A 21,166-nucleotide genomic window follows, 5' to 3' on the forward strand; every position below is an offset into this window, starting at 1 on the left:
GGTCCAGTTTTCGCGCATCAGTTTTCGTATTCATACTTCTCTAACGCACGAGGCAGTATTTGGTGCACCGGTCAGTACATGTCATGCAACATGAGTCCGTTTGCTTCGATGTGACCATCGGTCGCGAAAAAGTCGTTAATGGGCGTGGCTCGCATCTTCGCCATCACCAGATCGCCGTCCGTGCTCCCGGCAACCTTGACCGCCTCGAGCAGATGCATCGTCGCCGAGTACATGCCCGCCTGCACCATAGTTGGCATCTTCCCGGTTGCTGCGTGGAATTTATTCGCAAACGCACGAGTTTGGTCGTTATAGTCCCAGTAGAAAGCGGTCGTGAACTGCAAGCCTTGAGCGGCCTTGAGGCCCATGCCCTTGAGGTCACTATCGAAGATTAGGAGCGGAGCGACGACCTGGTTGCTGTGCGACAGGCCAAATTCGGCAGCTTGCTTCACAGCGTTCTGTGTATCTCGGCCCGCATCTGCGAGTCCCACGACTTCCGCCTTCGATGCCTGTGCTTGCAGCAGATATGATGCGAAATCTGATGCCGAAAGTGGATGCTTCACCGAACCAACGACACTACCACCCATCGACGTTACGACACGCGTTGCCTGCTCCTGCAATGAGTTGCCGAACGCGTAGTCAGCGGTCACGAAGTACCAGCGCTTGTATCCCGCCTTGACAAGTGCGCGCGCCGTTCCGTTCGCGAGCGAGTAAGTGTCGTACACGTAATGCACGCCGTACGGCGAGCATTGCTTGCCCGTAAGTTCCGTGGTGGCTGATCCCGCGAAGATAGTAATCTTGCGCTTTTCTGCGCCGAGTTTCTGCATAGCTAGCGCGGACGCTGAATCTGTCGATTCAACCACAGCTTGTACGTTGTCTTGGTCGTACCAAGTCCGGACCTTCGTCGCGGTGACATCAACCTTGCCTTGATAGTCCGCCGACAACACTTCGATGGGCCGCCCGAGCACTTTTCCGCCGAAGTCTTGAACGGCCATTTTGACGGCTGCGACTCCACCCGTGCCGCCAATGCCGGAATACACGCCGCTCATGTCCACAATAACGCCGATGCGATATGGTGGGTTCGAGGTATCCGCCGCCTGCGCGTGCGCACAGAATATTGATATGCCGAGCGCGATTACACTTCCTTTGGAAAGAATTCTCCATCCGTTCATTCTGTGTCTCCGTACCTTATGTACTTTTAATGTATCGGCGTGAAAGCCGGTCGTCATCGCTTATGCGACGAACGTGACTCGACGCAGCCATCAAGTTGCGACGGCCGTCCTTCCATGATTTCGAGTCGCGCCGCGCGCGTGCGGCGATTCGTTTGTCCGCGATTAGCCCACGTTGGTTGTTGAGCGTTTTGCAGCGACTGCGTGTCCAGCAGTGTCGTGTTTGAATTGCCGAGGGTCGGGACACCGCTTCGAGACGACTGCGCACGAAATTCCGGCACAACCGGAACGGGCGAAGCGAGCCGCGTCGTTCTGTAACAGTCGGTGGTTCCCTTCCTGTGGATTCGTCGGGATGACGTGATTGAATATGGGCGACATCACAGTTCGAAGATCCTCATCACGTTGTACGAAGGGCAGAAAGCGATTGGTGTTTCTCGCTAGCGTCGATATGAAGAAACCTGTTCATATCACGATAAAGCGACTTCCATGCCAATGCCTTCATCGGGCGGTCCCACGTGTCACGAGTGCACAAGGCAAGGGCGGACGCTGAGCAATGGAGGTAATCCACCCCACCTCACTGATAGGAAACTGTCTTCACCAGCTACATGCGGGCATTTTCTGTCCTCAATGAAGACACATCGGCAGCGCGGTCCTGCGATCGGCTTCGCTTGACCTTTATGCGACGAGCGGCGTTCGTCGCTTCGAACCATTGCTCTGACTCTGCACGAACTGCATCCGCGTGCGCAGCGCGCACGGCGTGTTGACGGGCGCGCTCCGCGAGCCTCGCGAAGTTCGGCTTCGCCAGACGGCAGGATTTGGCTTTACTTTCGACAGCGCGAACTCGCAGTAGCCGCTCTCCAAAGCATCGGCACACACTATAGCCATTGGGACCTCTCAAATGGCGGTCTCTTCAGACCTGCAGAAGGGATTAAGCCTAGCTCCTGACTATCAGGCTGATCGGCGCTCACGTGCATTTCCGTGGCGACGAGTAGTATCGTCCGGAGACTTTGCTTGAGACGGATTGACCAGGCTGCAAAGCGCGGATTCAGAGCAGTTCCGGAGGGATGGCAAGCACACTGCCGGCTCCATTTAGTATGCGACTACGATGTGCAGTAGCTTGTGAGAGGACGTGCTCGGCGAAGAATTGCGCTGTCGCGATCTTCCCCTTTAGAAATGCCTTGTCTGGGCTACGGTCGAGGTGCTCCTCGGCAACGACAAGTCCGCGCGCCAACTGCCACCCGGCCACCAGTTCTCCCGCCAGCGTCAGATAGGTAACGCTTCCTGCGTACACATCATTCGGTGATTCGGCGCCGTTGCGCACGACGTAGTCGACGACATCCAGAAATGCCTGACGCCCCCTCCCCAACTCCGCTCCAACCGAGCGGGCGGCCGCGCTACCGCTGCGAGCAAGGGCAGCCTCGGTCGCCTCGATCTGAGCCGCAATCGCGCGAGCCGTTGCACCGCCATCTCGTATCGTCTTTCGACCAACCAGGTCGTTCGCCTGAATGGCCGTTGTGCCTTCGTATATCGGCAGAATGCGCGCGTCGCGGTAGTACTGCGCGGCGCCCGTTTCCTCGATGAAGCCCATGCCGCCATGCACCTGAATGCCCGTCGAGGCGACGGACAGGCTCATTTCCGTGCAGTATCCCTTGATCAGCGGCAGGAGAAACTCGTAAAAGTCATGCTTGCTCTGTCCGAAGGCGACGTCGGAATGGCGCTCGGCAAGATCGTTCGCTGCCGCAGCCACCAGCACCATCGCGCGGCACCCTTCGATTCGTGCCCGCATCTCCATCAGCATGCGTCGGACGTCGGGATGCCGGATGATGGGTACGCTCTCCGCGGACGAACCATCGACCGGCCGGCTCTGGACACGCTCACGCGCATACGACAGGGCCTGCTGGTACGCACGCTCTGCAATGGCAACGCCCTGAACCCCCACGGCAAATCGAGCGGAGTTCATCATCTGGAACATGTATTCGAGGCCGCGGTTTTCCTCCCCGATCAGATAGCCGGTCGCGCCACCGTTGTCGCCGTATTGCAGAACGGTTGTCGGGCTGGCCTTGATACCGAGTTTGTGCTCCAGGCTCGTCGCATGGATATCGTTGCGTTCGCCGAGGCTGCCGTCCGCCAGCACCATTACCTTCGGCACGAGAAACATGCTGATGCCCTTGACGCCCTCCGGCGCCCCGGGGACCCGGGCCAGAATCAGATGAACGATATTCTCGGTCAGATCATGATCGCCGTAGGTGATGAATATCTTGGTACCGAACAACTTGTAGGTTCCATCGGCCTGGCGCTCCGCGCGTGTGCGCACGAGTGCCAGGTCGCTGCCTGCCTGCGGTTCGGTCAGGTTCATCGTGCCGGTCCACTGCCCCGAGATCAGCTTGCGCAGATAGCTCTGTTGCATGGCGTCCGAACCGACCGTCATCAGTGCGGCGATCGCGCCGTCGGTCAACAACGAACACAGCGCGAAGCTCAGGTTTGCGGCGTTCACTATCTCCGAGCAAGCCGCGCCGATGACCCTCGGCAAGCCCTGGCCGTCAAACTCGACCGGATGCTGTACGCCGAGCCATCCGGCTTCGGCATATTGACGGAACGCTTCTCTGAAACCAGGGGTCGTCTTGACGTTTCCGTTTTCCAGTACGGCCGGCTGACGGTCGCCAATTGCGTTGAGCGGCGCGATCACTTCCTCGTTGAAGCGAGCGCATTCCGCGAGCACGGCTTCTGCCGTCGCGATACCGGCGTCATCAAATCCGTCCAGTCTGACCAGATCGTCCAGTCCGGCCAGATGCTGGATATCGAACAACATGTCCTTGAGCGGAGCAACGTAGTGCATGGCTATCTCTTCGTAGAGGAAAGACACGACTCGCTTGCTGTCCATCAGCAACAAAGTCGCGCCCGGGATCTGAACTATGGAAATCACCGGGCAAGCGGACCCGGTGCGGCACCACGGGGAAAAGACAACGGCTGCGGCACCGAAACGGTCCGCCGTCCTCCCACCCGTTTCATCGCCCCTTGAACTGCGGTGCCCGCTTCTCGATAAAGGCATTCATGCCTTCGCGCGCGTCCACCGTCTGCGTCGCAAGCGAGAACAACTCGGCTTCGGCGTGCAAGCCGGCGTCGAGGTCGAGGCGCGCCGCACAGCGAACCGCCTCGCGCGCAAGATGGACGGCGGCCGGATAGCCCTTCGACATCGCGTCGAGAAAGGCAATGCCGATCGACACAGGATCACCGTCCTGGACGACCTGATCGACCAAACCGATCTGCAAGGCCTCTTCGGCGAATACGGTTCGTCCGGACACGATCATCTCCATGGCCTTTTCCGCACCGACGATCCGGGGCAGACGCTGCGTACCGCCGAAGCCGGGTATCAGGCCCAGCCTGATTTCCGGCAACCCGAGCTTCGCGCCTGCGACGGCGACCCGGTAACTGCACGACATCGCCAGCTCCAGACCGCCGCCCAATGCGGGACCACGAATCACCGCGACGGTGGACACGCGCAGCGCCGCGAGCTTGCCGAAACTCCGTTGTCCAAAGCCAGCGTCGTTCCGATGTTGCTCGGGTGTCTTCCCGCGCAATTCGCCGATGTCCGCGCCCGCGCAGAACGCCTTGTCGCCGCCGCCGACCACGACGACACCTCTCGCGCGGGATCCTAAAATCTCGTCCACGCATTCAGACAGCTTGCGAAGCATGTCGAGGTTCAACGCGTTGAGCGCGGTCGGTCGGTCGATTGTCAGCACCGCCACATCGCCGGCAAAGTGCAGGCGCACGGTCATGACCGGCTCCCCTTCGTATCGCTGTCGACTTTGCCCTGGTAGACATCGCGAAACCGCGGTTTTCTCTTCTCCAGAAACGCGTGCACACCCTCTTGCGATTCAGCCGTCCCGTAGTACAAGGCCAACGCCTGCATCCCGAGTCCGCCGATACCGCGAATCGAGTCGGTATCCGCATTGAACGAGCGCTTGGCGATCGCGAGCGCGGTTGGACTCATGGCCAGAATTTCCTGACACCATTTCTCGACTTCCGCGTCGAGTTGTTCCGGCGGGACGACGGCGTTGACCAGCCCCATGGACAGCGCTTCGGCTGCAGTGTAGCGACGACACAGGAACCAGATTTCGCGCGCACGCTTTTCTCCCACGACCCGTGCTAGCAGCGCGGTGCCGAAGCCCGGATCGACCGAGCCGACCTTGGGACCCACTTGGCCGAGTTGCGCTGTTTCCGAAGCGATGGCCAGATCGCAGCAGGTCACCAGCACGTTGCCCCCGCCGACTGCATATCCGTTGATGCGTGCGATCACAGGTTTCGGACATTCGCGGATGCCCCCTTGCAACTCTTCGACGGGAAGGCCGATGACGCCTCGGCCGTCATATCCGCCGTCGTGCGCCGACTGATCGCCTCCGGTGCAAAAGGCCTTGTCACCCGCGCCGGTCAGCACCACCACGCCGACCGCTTTGTCCCACGACGCCACGTTGAACGCATGGATCAGTTCGTCGCACGTGCGACCGCGAAACGCGTTGTACTTCTGAGGACGATTGATCGTGATGCGGGCGATACCGTCGCGCACTTCGTACAGAATGTCGGTATATTCGTTCATGATGGTTCAACCGTGCATGGTGAGGCCGCCAGACACGCTGATGACCTGTCCCGTGATGAAGTTCGCGTCGTCGCTGGCAAGGAACGTCACGACACCCGGAATGTCCTCCGGCTGGCCGAGACGCTTGAGCGGGATCGCACGCTTGAGTCCCTCATAGATCTTCTGGCCATACTCGCCTTCACCGAGAAACGATTGCAGAAGCGCGGTGTCGGTCGGCCCGGGGCACACGACGTTCACATTGATGTCATTGCGGGCGCATTCACGCGCGATCGTCTTGCTGAACGCGATCACGCCGCCCTTGCATGCGGAATAGACCGACTCGCCCGACGAGCCGACCCGACCGGCATCCGACGCGATATTAATGATCTTCCCCTGCTTGCGATTGACCATCCAGGGCAGAACCGCGTGATGCAGGTTCAGCGGGCCTAGCAGGTTGATCGCGATGACCTTCTGCCAGAAGTCGGGCGTGGTTTCCAGAAACTGCATGGCGACGTCCCAGCCGGCGTTGTTCACCAGGATATCGATCCCGCCCCGTTCTTCCGCTAGCTTGTTGATTGTGGCCGTCACGGCCGCATGATCCGTGATGTCGAGTTTCACGCACGTTACCCGTGCCGCAAGCTCGCCCAGATCGCGACCGATCGGCTCGAGCGCATCATCGTTGATGTCGAGTGCCACCACATGCGCACCCTCCTCGCAAAACCGCCGGACGAGCGCTTTACCGATCCCGCCGGCTGCACCCGTGACCACTACCACCTTGTCGTTCAAACCTCGCATGCTACAAACCTCCTTGATCAAAATTGCTATGAATTCCGGCTGGACAGAATGTCGGTTGCCAGCTTGCGCAACACGAATTTCTGCAGCTTTCCCGTGGCCGTGCGCGGCAGCGTTTCGAACACGACGTGGCGCGGAGTCTTGAATCCCGGAAGCCGTTGGCGACAGTACGCGACGACCTCGTCGGAGCTCAGCGTGCCGGCATACCCGGGTTTGAGTTCGAGCAACGCGCAGGGCACCTCTCCCCACTTTGTGTCTGGAACCGCGACCACGGCGGCGCTCTGTACGGCCGGGTGTGTATAGAGGACTTCTTCGACTTCGAGCGAAGAGATGTTCTCGCCTCCGGAAATGATGATGTCCTTCGCGCGATCCTTGATTTCGATGTAACCGTCGCCATGAACGACGGCAAGATCGCCTGTGTGAAACCAGCCGCCCGCGAACGCTTCATCGGTCGCTTCCGCGTTTTTCAGGTAGCCCTTCATCGCGAGATTGCCCCGGAACATGACCTCGCCGATCGTGACGCCATCACGCGGAACCGGCTGGAAGTCCCCGTCAACGACCATCGTTTGCTCCATCACGACGCTACGTACGCCCTGGCGTGAAAGATGGGACAGCGCACCGTCCTCGCCTTCGTCACGCCATTCGCGTTGCGGTTGGCAAAGCGTATTGACACCATGCATTTCCGTCATGCCGTAGACATGGAGCAGCGAGAAGCCGAGACCGGCAACCTTGCGCAGCACGACAGCCGGCGGCGAGGCGCCGGCGCACATGATCCGGATTGGTCGATGCGGCGCCTCCCATCCCTGCGGCGTCCCGTTTACCAGAATGTCGAGAACTGTTGGCGCGCAGCCGAAGTGGGTGACGCCGTGTCGCGCGATTGCGTCGTAGATATCTTCCGCCACGACCTTGCGCAAACACACGTGAGTGCCGCCCATCGCCGCCATCGCCCATGCGAAGCACCAGCCGTTGCAGTGGAACAGCGGCAACGTCCAGAGATAAACGGGATCGCTTCCGGGCAGCTCCGCGTTGATCGATTGTCCCAACGCGTTCAGGTAGGCCCCCCGGTGGTGATAGACGACTCCTTTTGGATTGCCCGTGGTTCCCGACGTATAGTTCAGTGCAATCGCATCCCATTCGTCCTGTGGGTAACGCAGTTCCGTGCCGGATGGAGCCAATGCAAGAAACGCTTCATAATCGACGCACCCGACTCTCTCGTCATGGCCGGCTGCCGGATCGCAGATATCGATGACGTCGAGCTCGATGCCAGCCAGTGCAATCGCTTCCCGAACGGTTGCGGCAAACTGCGTATCCGCCAAGAGAAGCCTAGTTTCGGAGTGCTTAAGAATGAATGCGATCGAAGACGCGTCGAGCCGGATATTGATACAATTGAGCACTGCGCCCGACAGTGGCACGCCGAAGTGCGCCTCCAGCATTTCGGGCACGTTGGGCGCGAGTACGGATACCGTGTCCCCACATTGGATGCCGGCGCCAATTAGCGCCCGCGCCAGGCCATGACAACGATCCGCATGCTGGCGCCAGGTGTATCGGCGCTCATGGTAAATAACGGCCGTGCGGTTTGGGAAAACATCCGCTGCGCGTTGCAGGAAATGCAGCGGCGTCAAAGGCTGGAAGTTCGCGGCGCGTCTACCCAGATCCTGATTGTATTTTTCCAGCATGTATGTCTCCGGATGCATCTGAAAATCAAACGGTCACGGCAAGGCGGGTTGCCTGATCGATGGCTCTGAGGGCATCCAGTTCACTCGCGACATCCGCGCCGCCGATCACACGGGGTTCTAGCCCTTTTGCCCTGAGATGCTCGTAAAGATCGCGGTTGGAGTCCTGTCCGGCGCACAGCACAACATGGTCGACGGGCAGCACGTGCGCCTTGCCATCGACCGTGTAATGAAGACCTTCGTCATCGATTGCGTCGTACGAGGCACCGGCAGTCATGGCGATATTAGCCTTGCGCAGCTTCGCCTTGAGAATCCAGCCAGTTGACTTGCCTAGCCGCTTGCCGAGCGGTTCTGCCTTGCGCTGGAACATATGAACGCTGCGTTTGGTTCCGGCATGACCGGCGGCCGTCGCCAATCCGCCAGGAACCGCATTGGCGACGTCCACGCCCCACGAGCGGAAGAACGCCTGAGCATCGAGCGACTCTTGCGCATCGCCCAGCAGGAACTCGGCGACGTCGAATCCGATGCCACCCGCGCCGATAATGGCCACGCGCTGTCCGACGACGACTTTGCCCGTGAGCACGTCGATATACGAGACCGCCTTCGGATGATCGATGCCTGGAAAATCGGGCACGCGCGGGCGCACCCCTGTCGCGATCACGATCTCATCGAAGTCCTCGCCGGTCAGGGTCTCGACCGTTGCGAGTTCCCCGAGCCGCAGCGTCACGCCCAGCTTGTCCAGCCTGACCCGGAAATAGCGCAGCATTTCGTGGAACTCTGCCTTTCCCGGCACGGCCTTCGCCAGATTCAGTTGCCCACCCACCTGATGCTCCGCCTCGAACAGGGTGACACGGTGTCCGCGCTCGCTGGCGTTGATGGCAAAGGCCATACCCGCAGGCCCTCCACCGACCACCGCGATCCGCCTGGAAGCCGCCGCAATGCCAATCGGGAACTCGATCTCACGGCCGGCGCGCGGATTGACGAGGCAGGTCGCAGTGCGCTCGGTGAAAATGCGGTCCAGACAAGCCTGATTGCATGCGATACAGGTATTGATCTCGTCGACGATACCGAGGCGCGTCTTTTTCGCGAATTCGGGATCGGCGAGCAGCGGACGCGCCATGGAAACCAAATCGGCGACACCAGACGCAATCAGATCCTCCGCGACCTGCGGCGTGTTGATCCGGTTCGAAGCCATCACGGGAATCGAGACCGCCTGCCTGACGTTGCGGATTGCATCGCGCCAAACGGCACGCGGCACGGTTGCGGCAATGGTAGGTACCGCGGATTCATGCCAGCCGACGCCCGTGTTGATCAGATCTGCGCCGGCTGCCTCGATTTGCCGCGCGAACGCTGCTACGTCGAGGCCTATCATGCCGCCTTCGACCAGATCGATCGATGAAATCCGATAGATCAGCATTGGCGGGCGGCCGAGTCGTTCGCGGACTGCACGCACGATTTCGAGCGGGAACCGGATACGCGCATCGAAGCTGCCACCGAACTCATCGGTCCGCTGATTGGTGCGCTCGGCCGTGAATTCGTTGACCAGATACCCCTCGGACCCCATGATCTCGACACCGTCGTAACCCGCTTCCATCGCCAGAGCGGCCGTTTCGACAAAATCGCCGATGGTCCGCCAAACCTCTTCGGTGGAAAGCGCGTGGGGTGCAAACGAATTGATGCGGGCCTTGCCGGGCGAGGGCGCGACACACTCCGGCACTTTCGCGTACCGGCCGGCGTGAAGAATCTGGAGGACGATCTTCCCGCCGGCGTCGTGAACGGCGCGGGTGACGACACGATGCTCGTCAAGCTGGCTGCGGCCGTTGAAGAGTGGTCCGCCCTCTTCCATCACGCCTTCGGGGTTGGGCGAAAAGCCGCCACTGAGGATCAGGCCGATTTCTCCGGCTGCCCGCGCAGCGTAGAACGCGGCGAGGCGTTCGTGCGGCCGGTCCAGCGTTTCGAGCCGCGTGTGCATCGCGCCCATGACCATGCGATTGGGGAGTACCGTCGCGCCGACCGTCAGCGGCGTCAAGACATTCTGGAGCGTCTCCATGTGCAACCTCTTTTTGCGATTCCGGGGTGGATGAATCGATAGTAGGCTTGCCCGTTATCTACGTCAAGTACTTGATATATATTTCTGAGACAGCGATCTTTCTCCAGGTGTTAGCCTCAAGTTTGCCCTCCCCTGTATGTCAACAGGGTGATACAAATAGGATCGAGGCATATGTGGCGGCCCCGGGCCACGGACATAGGGGCAAGCCTGGCGCGCATCGATGCGGACGGGCTATCACCCTCCCGATGCCTCGAAGGATGATTCTGGCCAGGTCGGTGCCGAGTGCCGTGCTGACCTTGCTGTTCGACTTAAAATAAGCGGGTTGTTGTTGAGTGACGCGCCCAGCGCTTCCGTCGAGCCAATACATGACCATCTCCGACTCTTCGTACGATCAATCTGTCTCGTCCATACACAATCGCCTGTTCTTCCGTCTGTTTCAGGCCGGCAACATGCTCGACAGGCAGGCCATCAACGCCCTCGGCATGACCACCGTGCAATGGTCGGTGCTGGGTGCGCTGTCGCGCCCCCAGGTGGCAGCAGGCATGTCGTTTTCCGATCTTGCGGACTATCTGGTCGTTAGCCGGCAAAGCCTGGACGGCGTGCTCAAACGTCTCGAACGGGAAGAACATGTCGTGCGCGTGGCCGACACCGTTGATCGGCGAGCCAAGAACGTCGTACTGACGGACAAGGGGAGGGAATTCTGGGAAAACATGGAGCCGAAGATCTACGAGTTCTATCGGCAGGCGCTGAGCAACTTTCGCTTCGATGACAAGGTGTCGCTGGTTCACTTCCTGAATCAGTTGAACGCGGGAATGGCGAATGTCAGCCTCGAGGAAGGGAACGCTACCAACTCTGATCGCAGCGCCACGCCCACTCGCGAGTAGGAACAATACGAGAAGGCCTATATGAGGGTCGTCCGTCTCGCGCAGATCCCATGTCGCGCCACGCGATCTCGCCAACTCCCGCGCCGCGCGACAGCATAGCCCTCGTGCTCACCGATCAGGCAACCGGTGCGTCGTAACCCTCGATAATGAAGAGCGTGCTGCTCGACGCATTAGTGCGAATCGGACGGATAGCCTGATACTCTTCCGAATCGAACCAGCGCTTCGCCTGGCGGACCGACGGAAATTCGAGGACAACCCAGCGCTCGGCGGGTAAAGCCCCTTCCAGTTCGTGCTTCGTTCCATTACGAATCACATACCGCCCACCGTATTTGGCGATCGTGGCGGGCGCGTTCTGCGCATATTCGACATATGCATCGGGATCTTGTACGTCAATGAGACCGACAACATAAGCTTTCAAAATCATCTCCTGGTCCGGACCCAAAGAAGAGTGCCGCGCACTAGCGTGCGACAAAGCACGACGCGGCATCAAGGGAGGCATACCAAAGCTAGGGAAATACATGCCTCAGCAAGGCTGCCGAGCCTATTCCGATCAGCACCGTCGGCAGAATAGGCAAACGAGTCGCAGCGAGAATCGTCATCGCAAGCGCCGCAAGATCGGCTGGATTGGTCGATGCAAAATTCGGCGCTATCACCGAAATGAGCACGCACCCAGGCGCGGCTTCCATGACGGCCAGTGCCCTTGCGCTCAACACTCGATTGCGCAACAGAAGGTATCCGCCAACTCTCGTTCCGTATGTCACCAGAGCCATGGCGACGATCGTCATCAACGTCGTGACGTTACTCATTTTTCATCCGCCAAGACATAGGCACCGATTAGTCCGCAGGCCGCGCCCGCAGCAACGTACCAGGCGCCGGGAAGAAGCAAATACGTCGCCACGGAAGCACCCAGACTGACGATCCACGGGCGGGCGGCGCGAAATCCCTTCCACATGCCACGGATGATCACAAGAAAGACCGCTGGGAACGCCATGTCGAAGCCGTACCGCTCGATATTGCCGAGTGCGGGACCGAATATCGAACCGAGTGTGGTAAAGGCGATCCACGTCACGTAAAGAGGCGCAGAACAGCCAATGTAGTAGGGAAAGTTCAGAAACGAGTGACGCTTGCTGGACGATCTTGCCTGGGCATCGGCGAGCCCCATAGCCCAGCTCTCGTCGCACATTAGGAAGAGCGCCGGCAAAACCTTGCGGCCCGACATGCCGGAAAGAAACGGAGTCAGCGACGCACCCATGAGAATGTGGCGGCAGTTGACGAGAAAGGTGATGGCTACGATCAGCAGCATGTGAGGCGGCGAGGTCCACAGGCCCACAGCTGCAAACTCCGATCCGCCGGCAAAATTTAATCCTGTCATCAGGGACACTTCGAGCGTGCTCAGCCCTTTTTGCGCGGCCTGCGCTCCGAGCACCATGGCGAAAGGGATCATCGCCACAACAACAGGTAGAGAACTCACCAGACCACGGCGATACGCATTGAGATTTTCCTTCGGCTTGCGACGAAACTCGCAGGCTCGAGACACATTCACATCCACGACCGACTCCTCGATTTGCATCAACATCATGACAGACATTGTATGCCTCTCGGATTGGCATTTGGAGTCTTATATTTCGCAATATCGAGCCTATCTGGCATTCAAAGCCTGTCGATTAATCTTATGCGACATCCGGTGCCAATTCCACGATTGAGGATTCGGACGACCGCGACCAGTAGCTCAGTAGCGTGCCGGACACGGTAGTTAAACTGCTCTGCTCCAAGCGCCTAGCCGCCCGGACACCCGGACATGCCCGGGTGATGACTGCCTCTGCCCTGTGCCCGTGATCGCTACCTTCCCGGTTTTGGGAAGGCGGCCGTGGACAGCCACGTGCAAATGTTCTTCGAGTTGATTGCCGCCTGCCCCGCCCGCGGCGGCGATCTGTTCGATGTCATTGAGCACGCCGGCCTTGACCATGACGCCGTATCGGACTTCGGAGCGCTGGAAATCACAGGGACACGAATTCCGCCTGCGACCTTATAGACGATCGAGCCAGCCGTGACGATCCTCTACGCGCCCGTTCTGGATGTCGAGCAATGCGTCTTTCAGGCGCCCCGTGACGGGACCAGCACCACCATCGCCGACTGTGAAATTGTATTGGCGGCCTTTCACGTTTCCGATTGACGTAACTACCGCTGCGGTGCCGCACGCAAACGCCTCGCGCAGGCGCCCACTCAGTGCGTCTTCCTGCCACTGATCGATCGCGTAAGGTTCCTCGCGGACGGCCAGCCCCATATCCCGGGCAAGTACGATCAATGAATCGCGGGTGATTCCTGGCAGGATCGTTCCAGTGAGCGGGGGCGTCTGAATTGATCCATCGTCAAAGACGAAGAACACATTCATTCCCCCTAGTTCCTCGACCCAGCGTCGCTCCACTGCATCAAGGAATACGACCTGGTCACAACCCTCACGGGTCGCTTCTGCTTGCGCAGCGAGGCTGGCGGCATAATTGCCACCGCATTTCGCATCCCCCGTTCCTCCAGGCGCTGCGCGAGTGTATTGGTCAGATATCCAGAGCGTCACGGACGGTGAGCCAACTTTGAAATAGGAACCCACAGGACACGCCACCACGCAATAGAGATACTCGGCCGACGGCTTCATCCCGAGCACGGCCTCCGTGGCAATCATGAATGGCCGGATATAGAGTGCCGCGCCATCACCACCGGGAATCCATTTCTGATCGATCCGGACGAGCGCTCGCACGGATTCGATGAACAATTCTTCCGGCAAGGGCGCCATGGCGAGGCGCTCTGCGGAGTTGCGAAACCGTCGCGCGTTGGCGCCTGGACGAAACAGCGTGGAACCGCCCTCCGGCAAACGGTAGGCCTTCATTCCTTCGAAAATTTCCTGAGCGTAGTGCAGGACCAGCGTCGCGAGATCCAACTGCAAGGCAGCGTGCGGCCTGACCTTTCCGTTCTGCCACCCGCGTTCGCGCGAATATTCGATCGTCACCATATGATCGGTGAAAACCCGGCCAAAAACCGGATTCAGAAGCAACGCGTCACGCTCACTGTCGGCGACAGGGTTCGGGTTTTTCTCGACGATCAACGTCTGTGCATCACTGGTCCTCATGCCGTCCTCCCTTCCAGCTTCAGCGGGACCGCCCCGCTTCTCGTCCAGAATAATTTAGCGCAACGCTGGCCGCAGGTGATTGCGAATATGGCTCACATTTGACATGCTTTGGCATTCGCCGCTACAAATTCCCTGTTTCAGTGGCATCCAATTTTGCATTAAGAATACTTACAGGTGCGCCGTGGAAAAGCTGGACAAGATTGACCTACGTATTCTTCGGATCCTTCAGACGGATGGGCGGATTCAAAATATCGAGCTTGCCGAAAAAGTTGGCTTGTCGCCGTCCCCCTGCTTGCGTAGAGTAAAGATCCTCGAAGAGGCGGGTGTGATCGAGCGCTACGTCGCACTGCTCAATGCTGCGAAGGTGGGCGCAGGACTGACTGTCTTTGTGAGAATTTGGCTCAAGGCTCAAGACGCAGATACGGTTGATCACTTCACAAAGGAAATACGGCAGCTTCCGCAGGTTGTCGAATGCCACCTTATGGCAGGGGACTGTGACTTTCTGCTGCGCGTGGTTGCGACTGACCTGGACGCGTACCGGGACTTCCAAGTTCACTCACTGACCCGAATCAAGGGCGTACAGAGCGTCAAAACGGAAATACCGATGCAAAAGATCAAGTCGACATCAGAGTTGCCGCTTTGACGTGAACGATAGCGTTCATGATGGTATGACCCAAGCGCAGCACGCTCTCTCGCCCTTTTAGACCATTCGGCACTCCTTAAATCGGACCATGAATCGGCGCGGGCCACCAGCAGCAAAGCACGTGCTTGGCAGCGTGCAGATATTGGTCGTCGATCCGCTGTACGCGTCATCCGATATCGCTGATCGACTTGCACGGTAGCCACATCACTCGTACACCGATTCCCAACGTTGATCGTTCGAATAGCCGCGTCGGGGGCGGTGGACGCCCATTTGGGTTAGCGGACGCCGAGCTTCACTCGTGATCATAGAGATGCATCTGTCACCGGACGCTGTTCGCCCGCTCCTCGCTCCCACGCTGGCGCGGCCGCTGCGGGCTTCTAAGCACTCGGCTCATACATCGCCTGAAATCCGATAACCTCCTGGTGCAGCCACTCACGCAGTACACGCACTCTGAAGGTTTCCACCAACGGTCGAGGGCACATGAACCAATATGCCCATGGGCTCGGCGCATCGACATCAAACAGTCGAACGAGTCGCCCATCGGCAATCTCTTGCATGGCGAGCGAACGCCGCACCAATGCAACTCCTTGCCCCTCCGCTGCCGCCTGTATCAAATGCGAAGCGTCCTGATACAAGACGCCGCGCCGCGGTTCGGACGATGCGTCCAGACCGGCTGCCTCAAACCAGCACCGCCACATTTCAAAGTCATTGCGCAATAGGGTTGCGTTGGCAAGATCCGTCGGCGTTTTCGGCAGATTGCCGTTGTTGAACGTAGGAGCGCAGACGGGAAAAAACGCTTCGTCTAGGAGAAGTTCAACAAACACCCCTGGGTAGTCGCCATCGCCGAAACGCAGAACGACATCGACCTCGTCACGATTGAAGTCCGTTAGCGTGTGCGTCGACTGAAGTTCGACGTCGAGTTCTGGGTACAGGTCAATGAAGCGCCCGATACGGGGCGTCAACCAACGCGAGGCGAATGAGGGTAGCACGCTTATCACGAGCCGCCGGTCACGGTCACCGGAACGAATCGACTCGGTGGCTGAAGCGAGATTGATCAACGCCGCGCGCACCTGCTCGGCGTATCGATGCCCACGGTCGGTCAGGTCGATGCGTTTGCCCTCCCGCTTGAACAGCACGATGCCTAATTCTGCCTCGAGCGACCGAATTTGATGGCTAATCGCGCTATGGGTGACGTAAAGCTCTTGCGCGGCACGAGAAAAGCTCTTCAGGCGCGCGGCGGCTTCGAACGCCTTCAAGGCACCCAGATTCGGCAGTTTTCTCAAATCCATTAGAACCCCAAGTGCGACGGCCGTGCCGGAATGACGTAGATTGATTGATCAAATTCTACTCACAAGGCGACAAGAAAAGCTCGCTTTACTCGTCCTTCGAACATCGATACGATCGACAGCGCAATCAAGGAAAACACGCTACGCGAGCTTGTTGGCCCTTTATGCGCGGGAAGTCTTGCGCCATCGCGCTCGGACTCAATCCGATGCAGGCTGCCGCGCTGGATGACTTCCACTCCTGCGCACCTCAATTGGTGATAAACGTACACGAACGAATAAACGAAGCAATGAAGTCTGCAAACTCAACCTGTCGATGGGGCATTCTAGGCTCCGCGAGCATCGCAAAGAAGAACTGGCACTCGATCGTCAACGCGGGAAACGCCCGGATTGTTGCGGTCGGCAGCCGTTCCGTCAACAACGCACGACGTTTCATCGCCGACTGCCAAGCCTCGGTGCCGACACCGTATCCCGTTGACGCTGTCGAAGGATACGATGCGCTGATTCAGCGATCAGACATCGACGCCCTATACATTCCCCTGCCAACAGCACTTCGAACGGAATGGGCCATAAAGGCGGCTCACGCCGGCAAGCACATCATCATCGAAAAGCCCTGCGCAGTGACCGCGGCCGATCTGCAACGCGTTGTTGACGCCGCCGACGCTTCAGGTGTGCAATTCATGGACGGCGTCATGTTTATGCACTCGACCCGACTAGAGGCGATGCGACGGGTCTTAGACGACCATACGAGCGTTGGCGAACTTCGGCGCATCACCAGCCATTTCAGCTTCGTTGCCGACGACGAATGGATACACCGTAACAGCGTGATAGAACCAGCCGGTTGTCTTGGAGATGTCGGCTGGTACAACATCAGGCTCATTCAATTTGCGCTGAACTACGAAATGCCCATTGAGGTGCGAGGTCGAATCTTGAAAGGCGTCGAACGACCCGATGGATCAGGCATCACTCCCATCGAATTCGAAGGCGAGTTGCTTTTTGACAATGGCGTTTCGGCCACGCTTTACAACGCCTTCAGCACGGGCCGTCAGCAGTGGGCCTACTTTAGTGGAACAGAGGGCTACATACACATGCAGGATTTCGTTCTTCCTTTTTATGGAAACAATGTCGAGTTTTCCGTGAATAACGACTCCTTTTCCGGAGGTGGATGCTTTTTCAACCTCGAAAGGCATAAGAGAACCGTTTCCCTGCCCGAGCACAGCAACAATCATCGCACAGCGCAGGAAACTACGCTTTTCCGAACGTTCAGTGACCTCGTCCTGTCCGCGAGACGAGATCCGTTCTGGCCGGAAGTCGCGCTTAAGACGCAACGTGTCATGGATGCCTTGTTGACGTCCGCGAATAGCGGTAGCCGTCCTGTAGCGCTATGCTGAGGGGTTACGAAACCAATTCTCGTTTGAAGACCAACGCGCCAAGCTACCGTGGGCGCACATTGTCAGAAGGTGATTCAGGCCGTCACCATGAGTTCGCGTTCGTCCGAGACATCAGAGAGAAGCGTCGCCGGTCGCACGCCTGCCTTCCAAGAGGCGGTGACTCGATTCGAATGAGAAACCAGCGGTGAGCGCTCGAATAGCGCAGTGCTCCACGAAAGAAATGCTCGTAATTTCGGCGCCAGCTTTTCCCGATGCGGGTACACAAGTGATACAGGTTTTTGGGGAACAGGATTTTGAGGCAGGATCTCAATCAAGTTCCCGGCCCGCAACTCATTGGCGACAGAGAAACGTGCCGGCTGAATCATGCCGAAACCAGCCTTGGCAAGCGCGACGTAAGTATCTGAATCGTTGACCTGTATGCTACTCATCATACGGACGCTTTCGGGACCTGCATCTGTCAAGAAGTCGAACATCGGAGGACGCGGGCTTTTGCCGGCCGTGTAGTGCACAACCCGATGATTAACTAGGTCGTCAATCGAGAGAGGAATTCCTTGCCTTTCTAGATACGCAGGGGACGCAACGGTAATTCGCTGAAACACGCCAATTTGCTTTCCGATCATCCCCGAATCGCCTAATGTGCCCACTCGTATCGCGCAATCGACGCCTTCTTCTATCAAATCTACGATCCGATCCCCCGTCCCGACGATTAGATCGATTCCGGGATAGAGATCTCGAAATTCATGCAGATGCGGCACAATTACACACTTCGCTATCGACGTCTGTACGTCGATCCGGAGGGTACCTTTTGGATTCGCGACCCCCGCCTTATGCAATGACTCGCTTTCCTCGACCGCTTTGAGAATTCTGATTACGGACTCGTAGTACTGGCACCCTTCTTCGGTTAGGTGTAGTTTTCGCGTTGTCCGGTTAATCAAACGAACCCCGACATGTTCTTCCAGTTCCTGGACGGCGCGAGTAACGACGGACCGCGCGACCTGCAAGGTGTCGGCTGCTTTTGTAAAGCTGTTGACGTCCACGACGCGCGCAAATATCTGCATCGCATGCAGTTTGTTCATGATCAACCTTCATCGAAACGCTGGTGCGTCGAGCTATTGCACGGGACCGATCGGTGTACCGCGTGACCAATGTTCTGGCCATGTGCGGAACACCGATGCATTCAAATTGCCAAATCCACTTGGCTATTTGAGCACTCGCTGGCAACCTACAGTTACCAGCCTACGGTGCCACAGCTCGGTCAAGCCGCCTCTGCCGCATACTCGGGGAAATCCGTGTAGCCCTGTTCGGCACCACCGTACCAGTCGGTCGGCGTTGGCATCGAAACCGGGAAGCCCTTTTCGAGTCGGTTTACGAGGTCCGGATTCGCGATAAATGCACGACCAAACGCTACAAGATCCGTCTGCCCATCCTTCACCAGCCGCGCCGCCTTTTCCCCGTCAATCCCGCCGTTCACAATCAGCGTACCGGCATATGTCGGCCGAACGATCTTGAGCAGCTCGGGCAGATCAGGACGATCAAACCATCCGTTGGTGTCCGCCACGTGCAGGTAACCCACGCCCAACTCCTGAAGTATCGCCGCAACGTACTTGTATGTTTCGACCGGATTCGGATCGCGCACGTTGTTGTAGTCCGCGAACGGGGAAATGCGCACACCGATGCGGTCGATCGGGAAGACTTCGGCGACTTGCTCAATAATCTCACGCAGAAAGCGCGTACGGTTCTCGATCGATCCACCGTACGCGTCGGTGCGCCGATTAGTCGTCGGAGAGAGGAACTGATGGATCAAATAGCCGTTTGCCGCGTGGATCTCAACGCCGTCGAAGCCGGCAGCCCGTGCGTTCTCCGCACCCTTGCGATACTCCTGTACCGCATCACGAACTTCCTCGCCCGTCAATGCTCTGGAGGGTGTGGCATGAATCTTCGTGTAGACGCCGTTCCGCATTTGGCCCCACACCTGCAGTGTATGAAGGTCGTCATTGATGCCCGACGGGGAAACCGGTGCTTCACCGTTCAACAAAGCGAGTGAGCTCGCACGACCTGTATGCCAAAGTTGCGCAACGATGCGGCCCCCAGCTTCATGAACCTTCGACACGACCTCGCGCCACGCGCCGGTTTGCTCATCGCTGTACAGTCCAGGCGAGCGTTCAAACGACTGCGACCGGCGCGTGATGTTGATCGCCTCGGAAATGATGAGGCCAGCGCTGGCGCGTTGTACGTAGTAGCGGGACATGAGATCCGTCGGCACGTCGTTTTCGCCAGCACGAGCACGGGTCAGCGGCGCCATGACAATACGGTTGGCCAGCTTCAAATCACCAAGATTGATCGGATCAAATAAGGTCGTCATTTCTAAATCCCTATGATAGAGAGATTGCCACTGGTTGGTCTCGACCGACCATCAATCGCAGTCCAAAAATTGTCTTTATTGATCGATTGATCATTCCGCGATTGAATGCCGGCTACCTGAGAGAACGCAGAGCTATCTAGTCAGCGATATTGCTGAAGTGGCGACAGTTTGACTTTTTTTCCAGGTCTGGAAAAGTCGCCTTCGAGCGCGGCACTGGGTCCACTGAGGACCCAATCACCGAAACTGCCGTTTTGAGGTTCACAAACCGGGCACACCAATTTTAGGTGTCGGGTTCGGTCAACGGCTCCCATGGCGCGCCATGCTGCCATTCTTCGACCAGTAAGTCGATGAAGCGACGCGTGCGCGGTGACAAATGGCGCTTGGTTGGATAGGTTATGCGGATCGGATCGGGCTTCTGACGGTATGGCTTTAGGACCTCCACGAGAGAGCCTTGTTGCACGTCGGCACCGAGGATGTACGTAGGTAGATTTACAAGTCCGAAGCCAGCGAGCGCGGACTGCCGCATGGCTTCCGAACTGTCGATGTTTAGCCGGCCCTGTGCGTCATGCAAATAAGGGCCGGTTGGGGTCTCGAAGTGCCATGGGCGGGGGCGGCCGCCACTGATAAAGACGATCGTGTCGTGTCCGAGCAAGTCTTGGAGTTGCTCGGGGACGCCTCGCCTCCTCAGATAGTCCGGCGAGGCGCACGTGATGAACTGCTGCGACGCAATTGTCCGGGTCATGATTTGCGAATCGTCTTGAGGCTCGCCAACCCGAATAGCAATATCAAAACCTTCTTCAATCAGATCGACGAATCGGTCCGTGAACCAAATATCCGCCCGCAGATCCGGCCATTGCTTCAAGTATTTGTCAACGACCGGAAGGACATAACGCTGCCCGAAGGAAATGGGCGCAGTCAGCTTGAGCGTTCCGCTAGGTTTGCCTCGCCTCGTTGCAATCGCGGCCTCCATATCGTCGAGATCATCGAGGATCTGTCGACACCGCTCGAAGACAATCCTGCCGTCATCGGTCAGGCTGAGTTGCCTCGTTGTTCGGTTAAGAAGGCGAACACCCAACTGCGCCTCGAGCCTTCCAATGCTCTTTCCTACCGCCGAACGCGTTAGCCCAAGTGTGTTAGCGCCAGCCGTAAAACTGCCCGCCCTGACTGCAGCAACAAAGGCAGCGATATCACCTAGACGGTTCGACTCCATCGTTGAATCGGTCCTCGA

At 58.4% G+C, this 21,166-nt stretch carries 19 protein-coding genes; 4 read left to right on the forward strand and 15 right to left on the reverse strand.

Going from position 1 to position 21,166, the window contains the following annotated elements:
- Positions 1-71: 71 nt before the first annotated feature.
- From AWB78_RS36255 to AWB78_RS36290, 7 genes are all read right to left on the reverse strand, one after another.
- Entirely contained in the window at positions 72-1,169 is a 1,098-nt protein-coding gene (locus AWB78_RS36255; RefSeq protein ID WP_082883550.1) for an ABC transporter substrate-binding protein, read from the reverse strand.
- A 1,042-nt stretch (positions 1,170-2,211) separates the two neighbouring features.
- Positions 2,212-4,002 (reverse strand): acyl-CoA dehydrogenase, encoded by a 1,791-nt coding sequence (locus AWB78_RS36265; RefSeq protein ID WP_062611558.1) that lies wholly within the window; start codon positions 4,000-4,002, stop codon positions 2,212-2,214.
- 169 nt (positions 4,003-4,171) lie between these two features.
- Positions 4,172-4,942 carry an enoyl-CoA hydratase/isomerase family protein gene (locus tag AWB78_RS36270; protein WP_062611542.1) on the reverse strand — a complete coding sequence of 257 codons (771 nt, stop codon included), beginning with the start codon at positions 4,940-4,942 and terminating at the stop codon, positions 4,172-4,174.
- The gene (gene badI / locus AWB78_RS36275; protein ID WP_062611543.1) at positions 4,939-5,760 is read right to left on the reverse strand and encodes a 2-ketocyclohexanecarboxyl-CoA hydrolase; all 822 of its coding nucleotides are present in this window, start codon (positions 5,758-5,760) and stop codon (positions 4,939-4,941) included. The genes AWB78_RS36270 and badI overlap by 4 nt, the downstream gene beginning before the upstream one ends.
- Positions 5,761-5,766: 6 nt before the next feature.
- The gene (locus tag AWB78_RS36280) at positions 5,767-6,534 is read right to left on the reverse strand and encodes a glucose 1-dehydrogenase (RefSeq protein WP_062611544.1); all 768 of its coding nucleotides are present in this window, start codon (positions 6,532-6,534) and stop codon (positions 5,767-5,769) included.
- A gap of 26 nt (positions 6,535-6,560) precedes the next feature.
- The gene (locus AWB78_RS36285) at positions 6,561-8,207 is read right to left on the reverse strand and encodes an AMP-binding protein (RefSeq protein ID WP_062611559.1); all 1,647 of its coding nucleotides are present in this window, start codon (positions 8,205-8,207) and stop codon (positions 6,561-6,563) included.
- A 25-nt stretch (positions 8,208-8,232) separates the two neighbouring features.
- The gene (locus AWB78_RS36290; RefSeq protein ID WP_062611545.1) at positions 8,233-10,254 is read right to left on the reverse strand and encodes an NADPH-dependent 2,4-dienoyl-CoA reductase; all 2,022 of its coding nucleotides are present in this window, start codon (positions 10,252-10,254) and stop codon (positions 8,233-8,235) included.
- A gap of 365 nt (positions 10,255-10,619) precedes the next feature.
- Between AWB78_RS36290 and AWB78_RS36295 the strand changes: the two genes are divergently transcribed.
- A complete protein-coding gene (locus tag AWB78_RS36295; RefSeq protein ID WP_082883551.1) occupies positions 10,620-11,138 on the forward strand; it encodes a MarR family winged helix-turn-helix transcriptional regulator in 519 nt (172 codons plus the stop codon).
- 115 nt (positions 11,139-11,253) lie between these two features.
- On the opposite strand, the gene AWB78_RS36300 is transcribed toward AWB78_RS36295, so the two are convergent.
- From AWB78_RS36300 to AWB78_RS36310, 3 genes are all read right to left on the reverse strand, one after another.
- The gene (locus AWB78_RS36300; protein WP_062611546.1) at positions 11,254-11,562 is read right to left on the reverse strand and encodes a DUF1330 domain-containing protein; all 309 of its coding nucleotides are present in this window, start codon (positions 11,560-11,562) and stop codon (positions 11,254-11,256) included.
- 82 nt (positions 11,563-11,644) lie between these two features.
- Positions 11,645-11,944 (reverse strand): branched-chain amino acid transport AzlD family protein, encoded by a 300-nt coding sequence (locus tag AWB78_RS36305; protein ID WP_062611547.1) that lies wholly within the window; start codon positions 11,942-11,944, stop codon positions 11,645-11,647.
- Complete coding sequence (locus AWB78_RS36310) at positions 11,941-12,687, reverse strand: AzlC family ABC transporter permease (RefSeq protein ID WP_374729515.1); 747 nt, start codon at positions 12,685-12,687, stop codon at positions 11,941-11,943. The genes AWB78_RS36305 and AWB78_RS36310 overlap by 4 nt, the downstream gene beginning before the upstream one ends.
- Positions 12,688-13,005: 318 nt before the next feature.
- Between AWB78_RS36310 and AWB78_RS47025 the strand changes: the two genes are divergently transcribed.
- On the forward strand, positions 13,006-13,170 hold the full coding sequence (locus AWB78_RS47025; protein ID WP_157697737.1) for a hypothetical protein: 165 nt from the start codon (positions 13,006-13,008) through the stop codon (positions 13,168-13,170).
- Here the strand turns inward: AWB78_RS47025 and AWB78_RS36315 are convergent.
- The gene (locus AWB78_RS36315) at positions 13,165-14,259 is read right to left on the reverse strand and encodes a branched-chain amino acid aminotransferase (RefSeq protein ID WP_062611548.1); all 1,095 of its coding nucleotides are present in this window, start codon (positions 14,257-14,259) and stop codon (positions 13,165-13,167) included. The two genes, AWB78_RS47025 and AWB78_RS36315, sit on opposite strands and share 6 nt — an antisense overlap.
- A 181-nt stretch (positions 14,260-14,440) precedes the next feature.
- Between AWB78_RS36315 and AWB78_RS36320 the strand changes: the two genes are divergently transcribed.
- The gene (locus AWB78_RS36320; RefSeq protein ID WP_062611562.1) at positions 14,441-14,902 is read left to right on the forward strand and encodes an Lrp/AsnC family transcriptional regulator; all 462 of its coding nucleotides are present in this window, start codon (positions 14,441-14,443) and stop codon (positions 14,900-14,902) included.
- A 377-nt stretch (positions 14,903-15,279) separates the two neighbouring features.
- On the opposite strand, the gene AWB78_RS36325 is transcribed toward AWB78_RS36320, so the two are convergent.
- Positions 15,280-16,191 carry a transcriptional regulator GcvA gene (locus AWB78_RS36325; protein ID WP_062611549.1) on the reverse strand — a complete coding sequence of 304 codons (912 nt, stop codon included), beginning with the start codon at positions 16,189-16,191 and terminating at the stop codon, positions 15,280-15,282.
- Between the two features lie 44 nt (positions 16,192-16,235).
- Between AWB78_RS36325 and AWB78_RS36330 the strand changes: the two genes are divergently transcribed.
- A complete protein-coding gene (locus AWB78_RS36330) occupies positions 16,236-17,576 on the forward strand; it encodes a Gfo/Idh/MocA family protein (protein ID WP_232478016.1) in 1,341 nt (446 codons plus the stop codon).
- Positions 17,577-17,650: 74 nt separating this feature from the next.
- Here AWB78_RS36330 and AWB78_RS36335 read toward each other — a convergent pair whose 3' ends face one another.
- From AWB78_RS36335 to AWB78_RS36345, 3 genes are all read right to left on the reverse strand, one after another.
- A complete protein-coding gene (locus AWB78_RS36335) occupies positions 17,651-18,652 on the reverse strand; it encodes a LysR family transcriptional regulator (protein ID WP_062611550.1) in 1,002 nt (333 codons plus the stop codon).
- Positions 18,653-18,831: 179 nt separating this feature from the next.
- Positions 18,832-19,938 carry an alkene reductase gene (locus AWB78_RS36340; protein ID WP_062611551.1) on the reverse strand — a complete coding sequence of 369 codons (1,107 nt, stop codon included), beginning with the start codon at positions 19,936-19,938 and terminating at the stop codon, positions 18,832-18,834.
- A 280-nt stretch (positions 19,939-20,218) separates the two neighbouring features.
- On the reverse strand, positions 20,219-21,148 hold the full coding sequence (locus AWB78_RS36345) for a LysR family transcriptional regulator (protein ID WP_062611552.1): 930 nt from the start codon (positions 21,146-21,148) through the stop codon (positions 20,219-20,221).
- Positions 21,149-21,166: the final 18 nt, after the last annotated feature.

The organism is Caballeronia calidae, assembly GCF_900044055.2.
In the GTDB taxonomy this organism is placed as follows: domain Bacteria; phylum Pseudomonadota; class Gammaproteobacteria; order Burkholderiales; family Burkholderiaceae; genus Caballeronia; species Caballeronia calidae.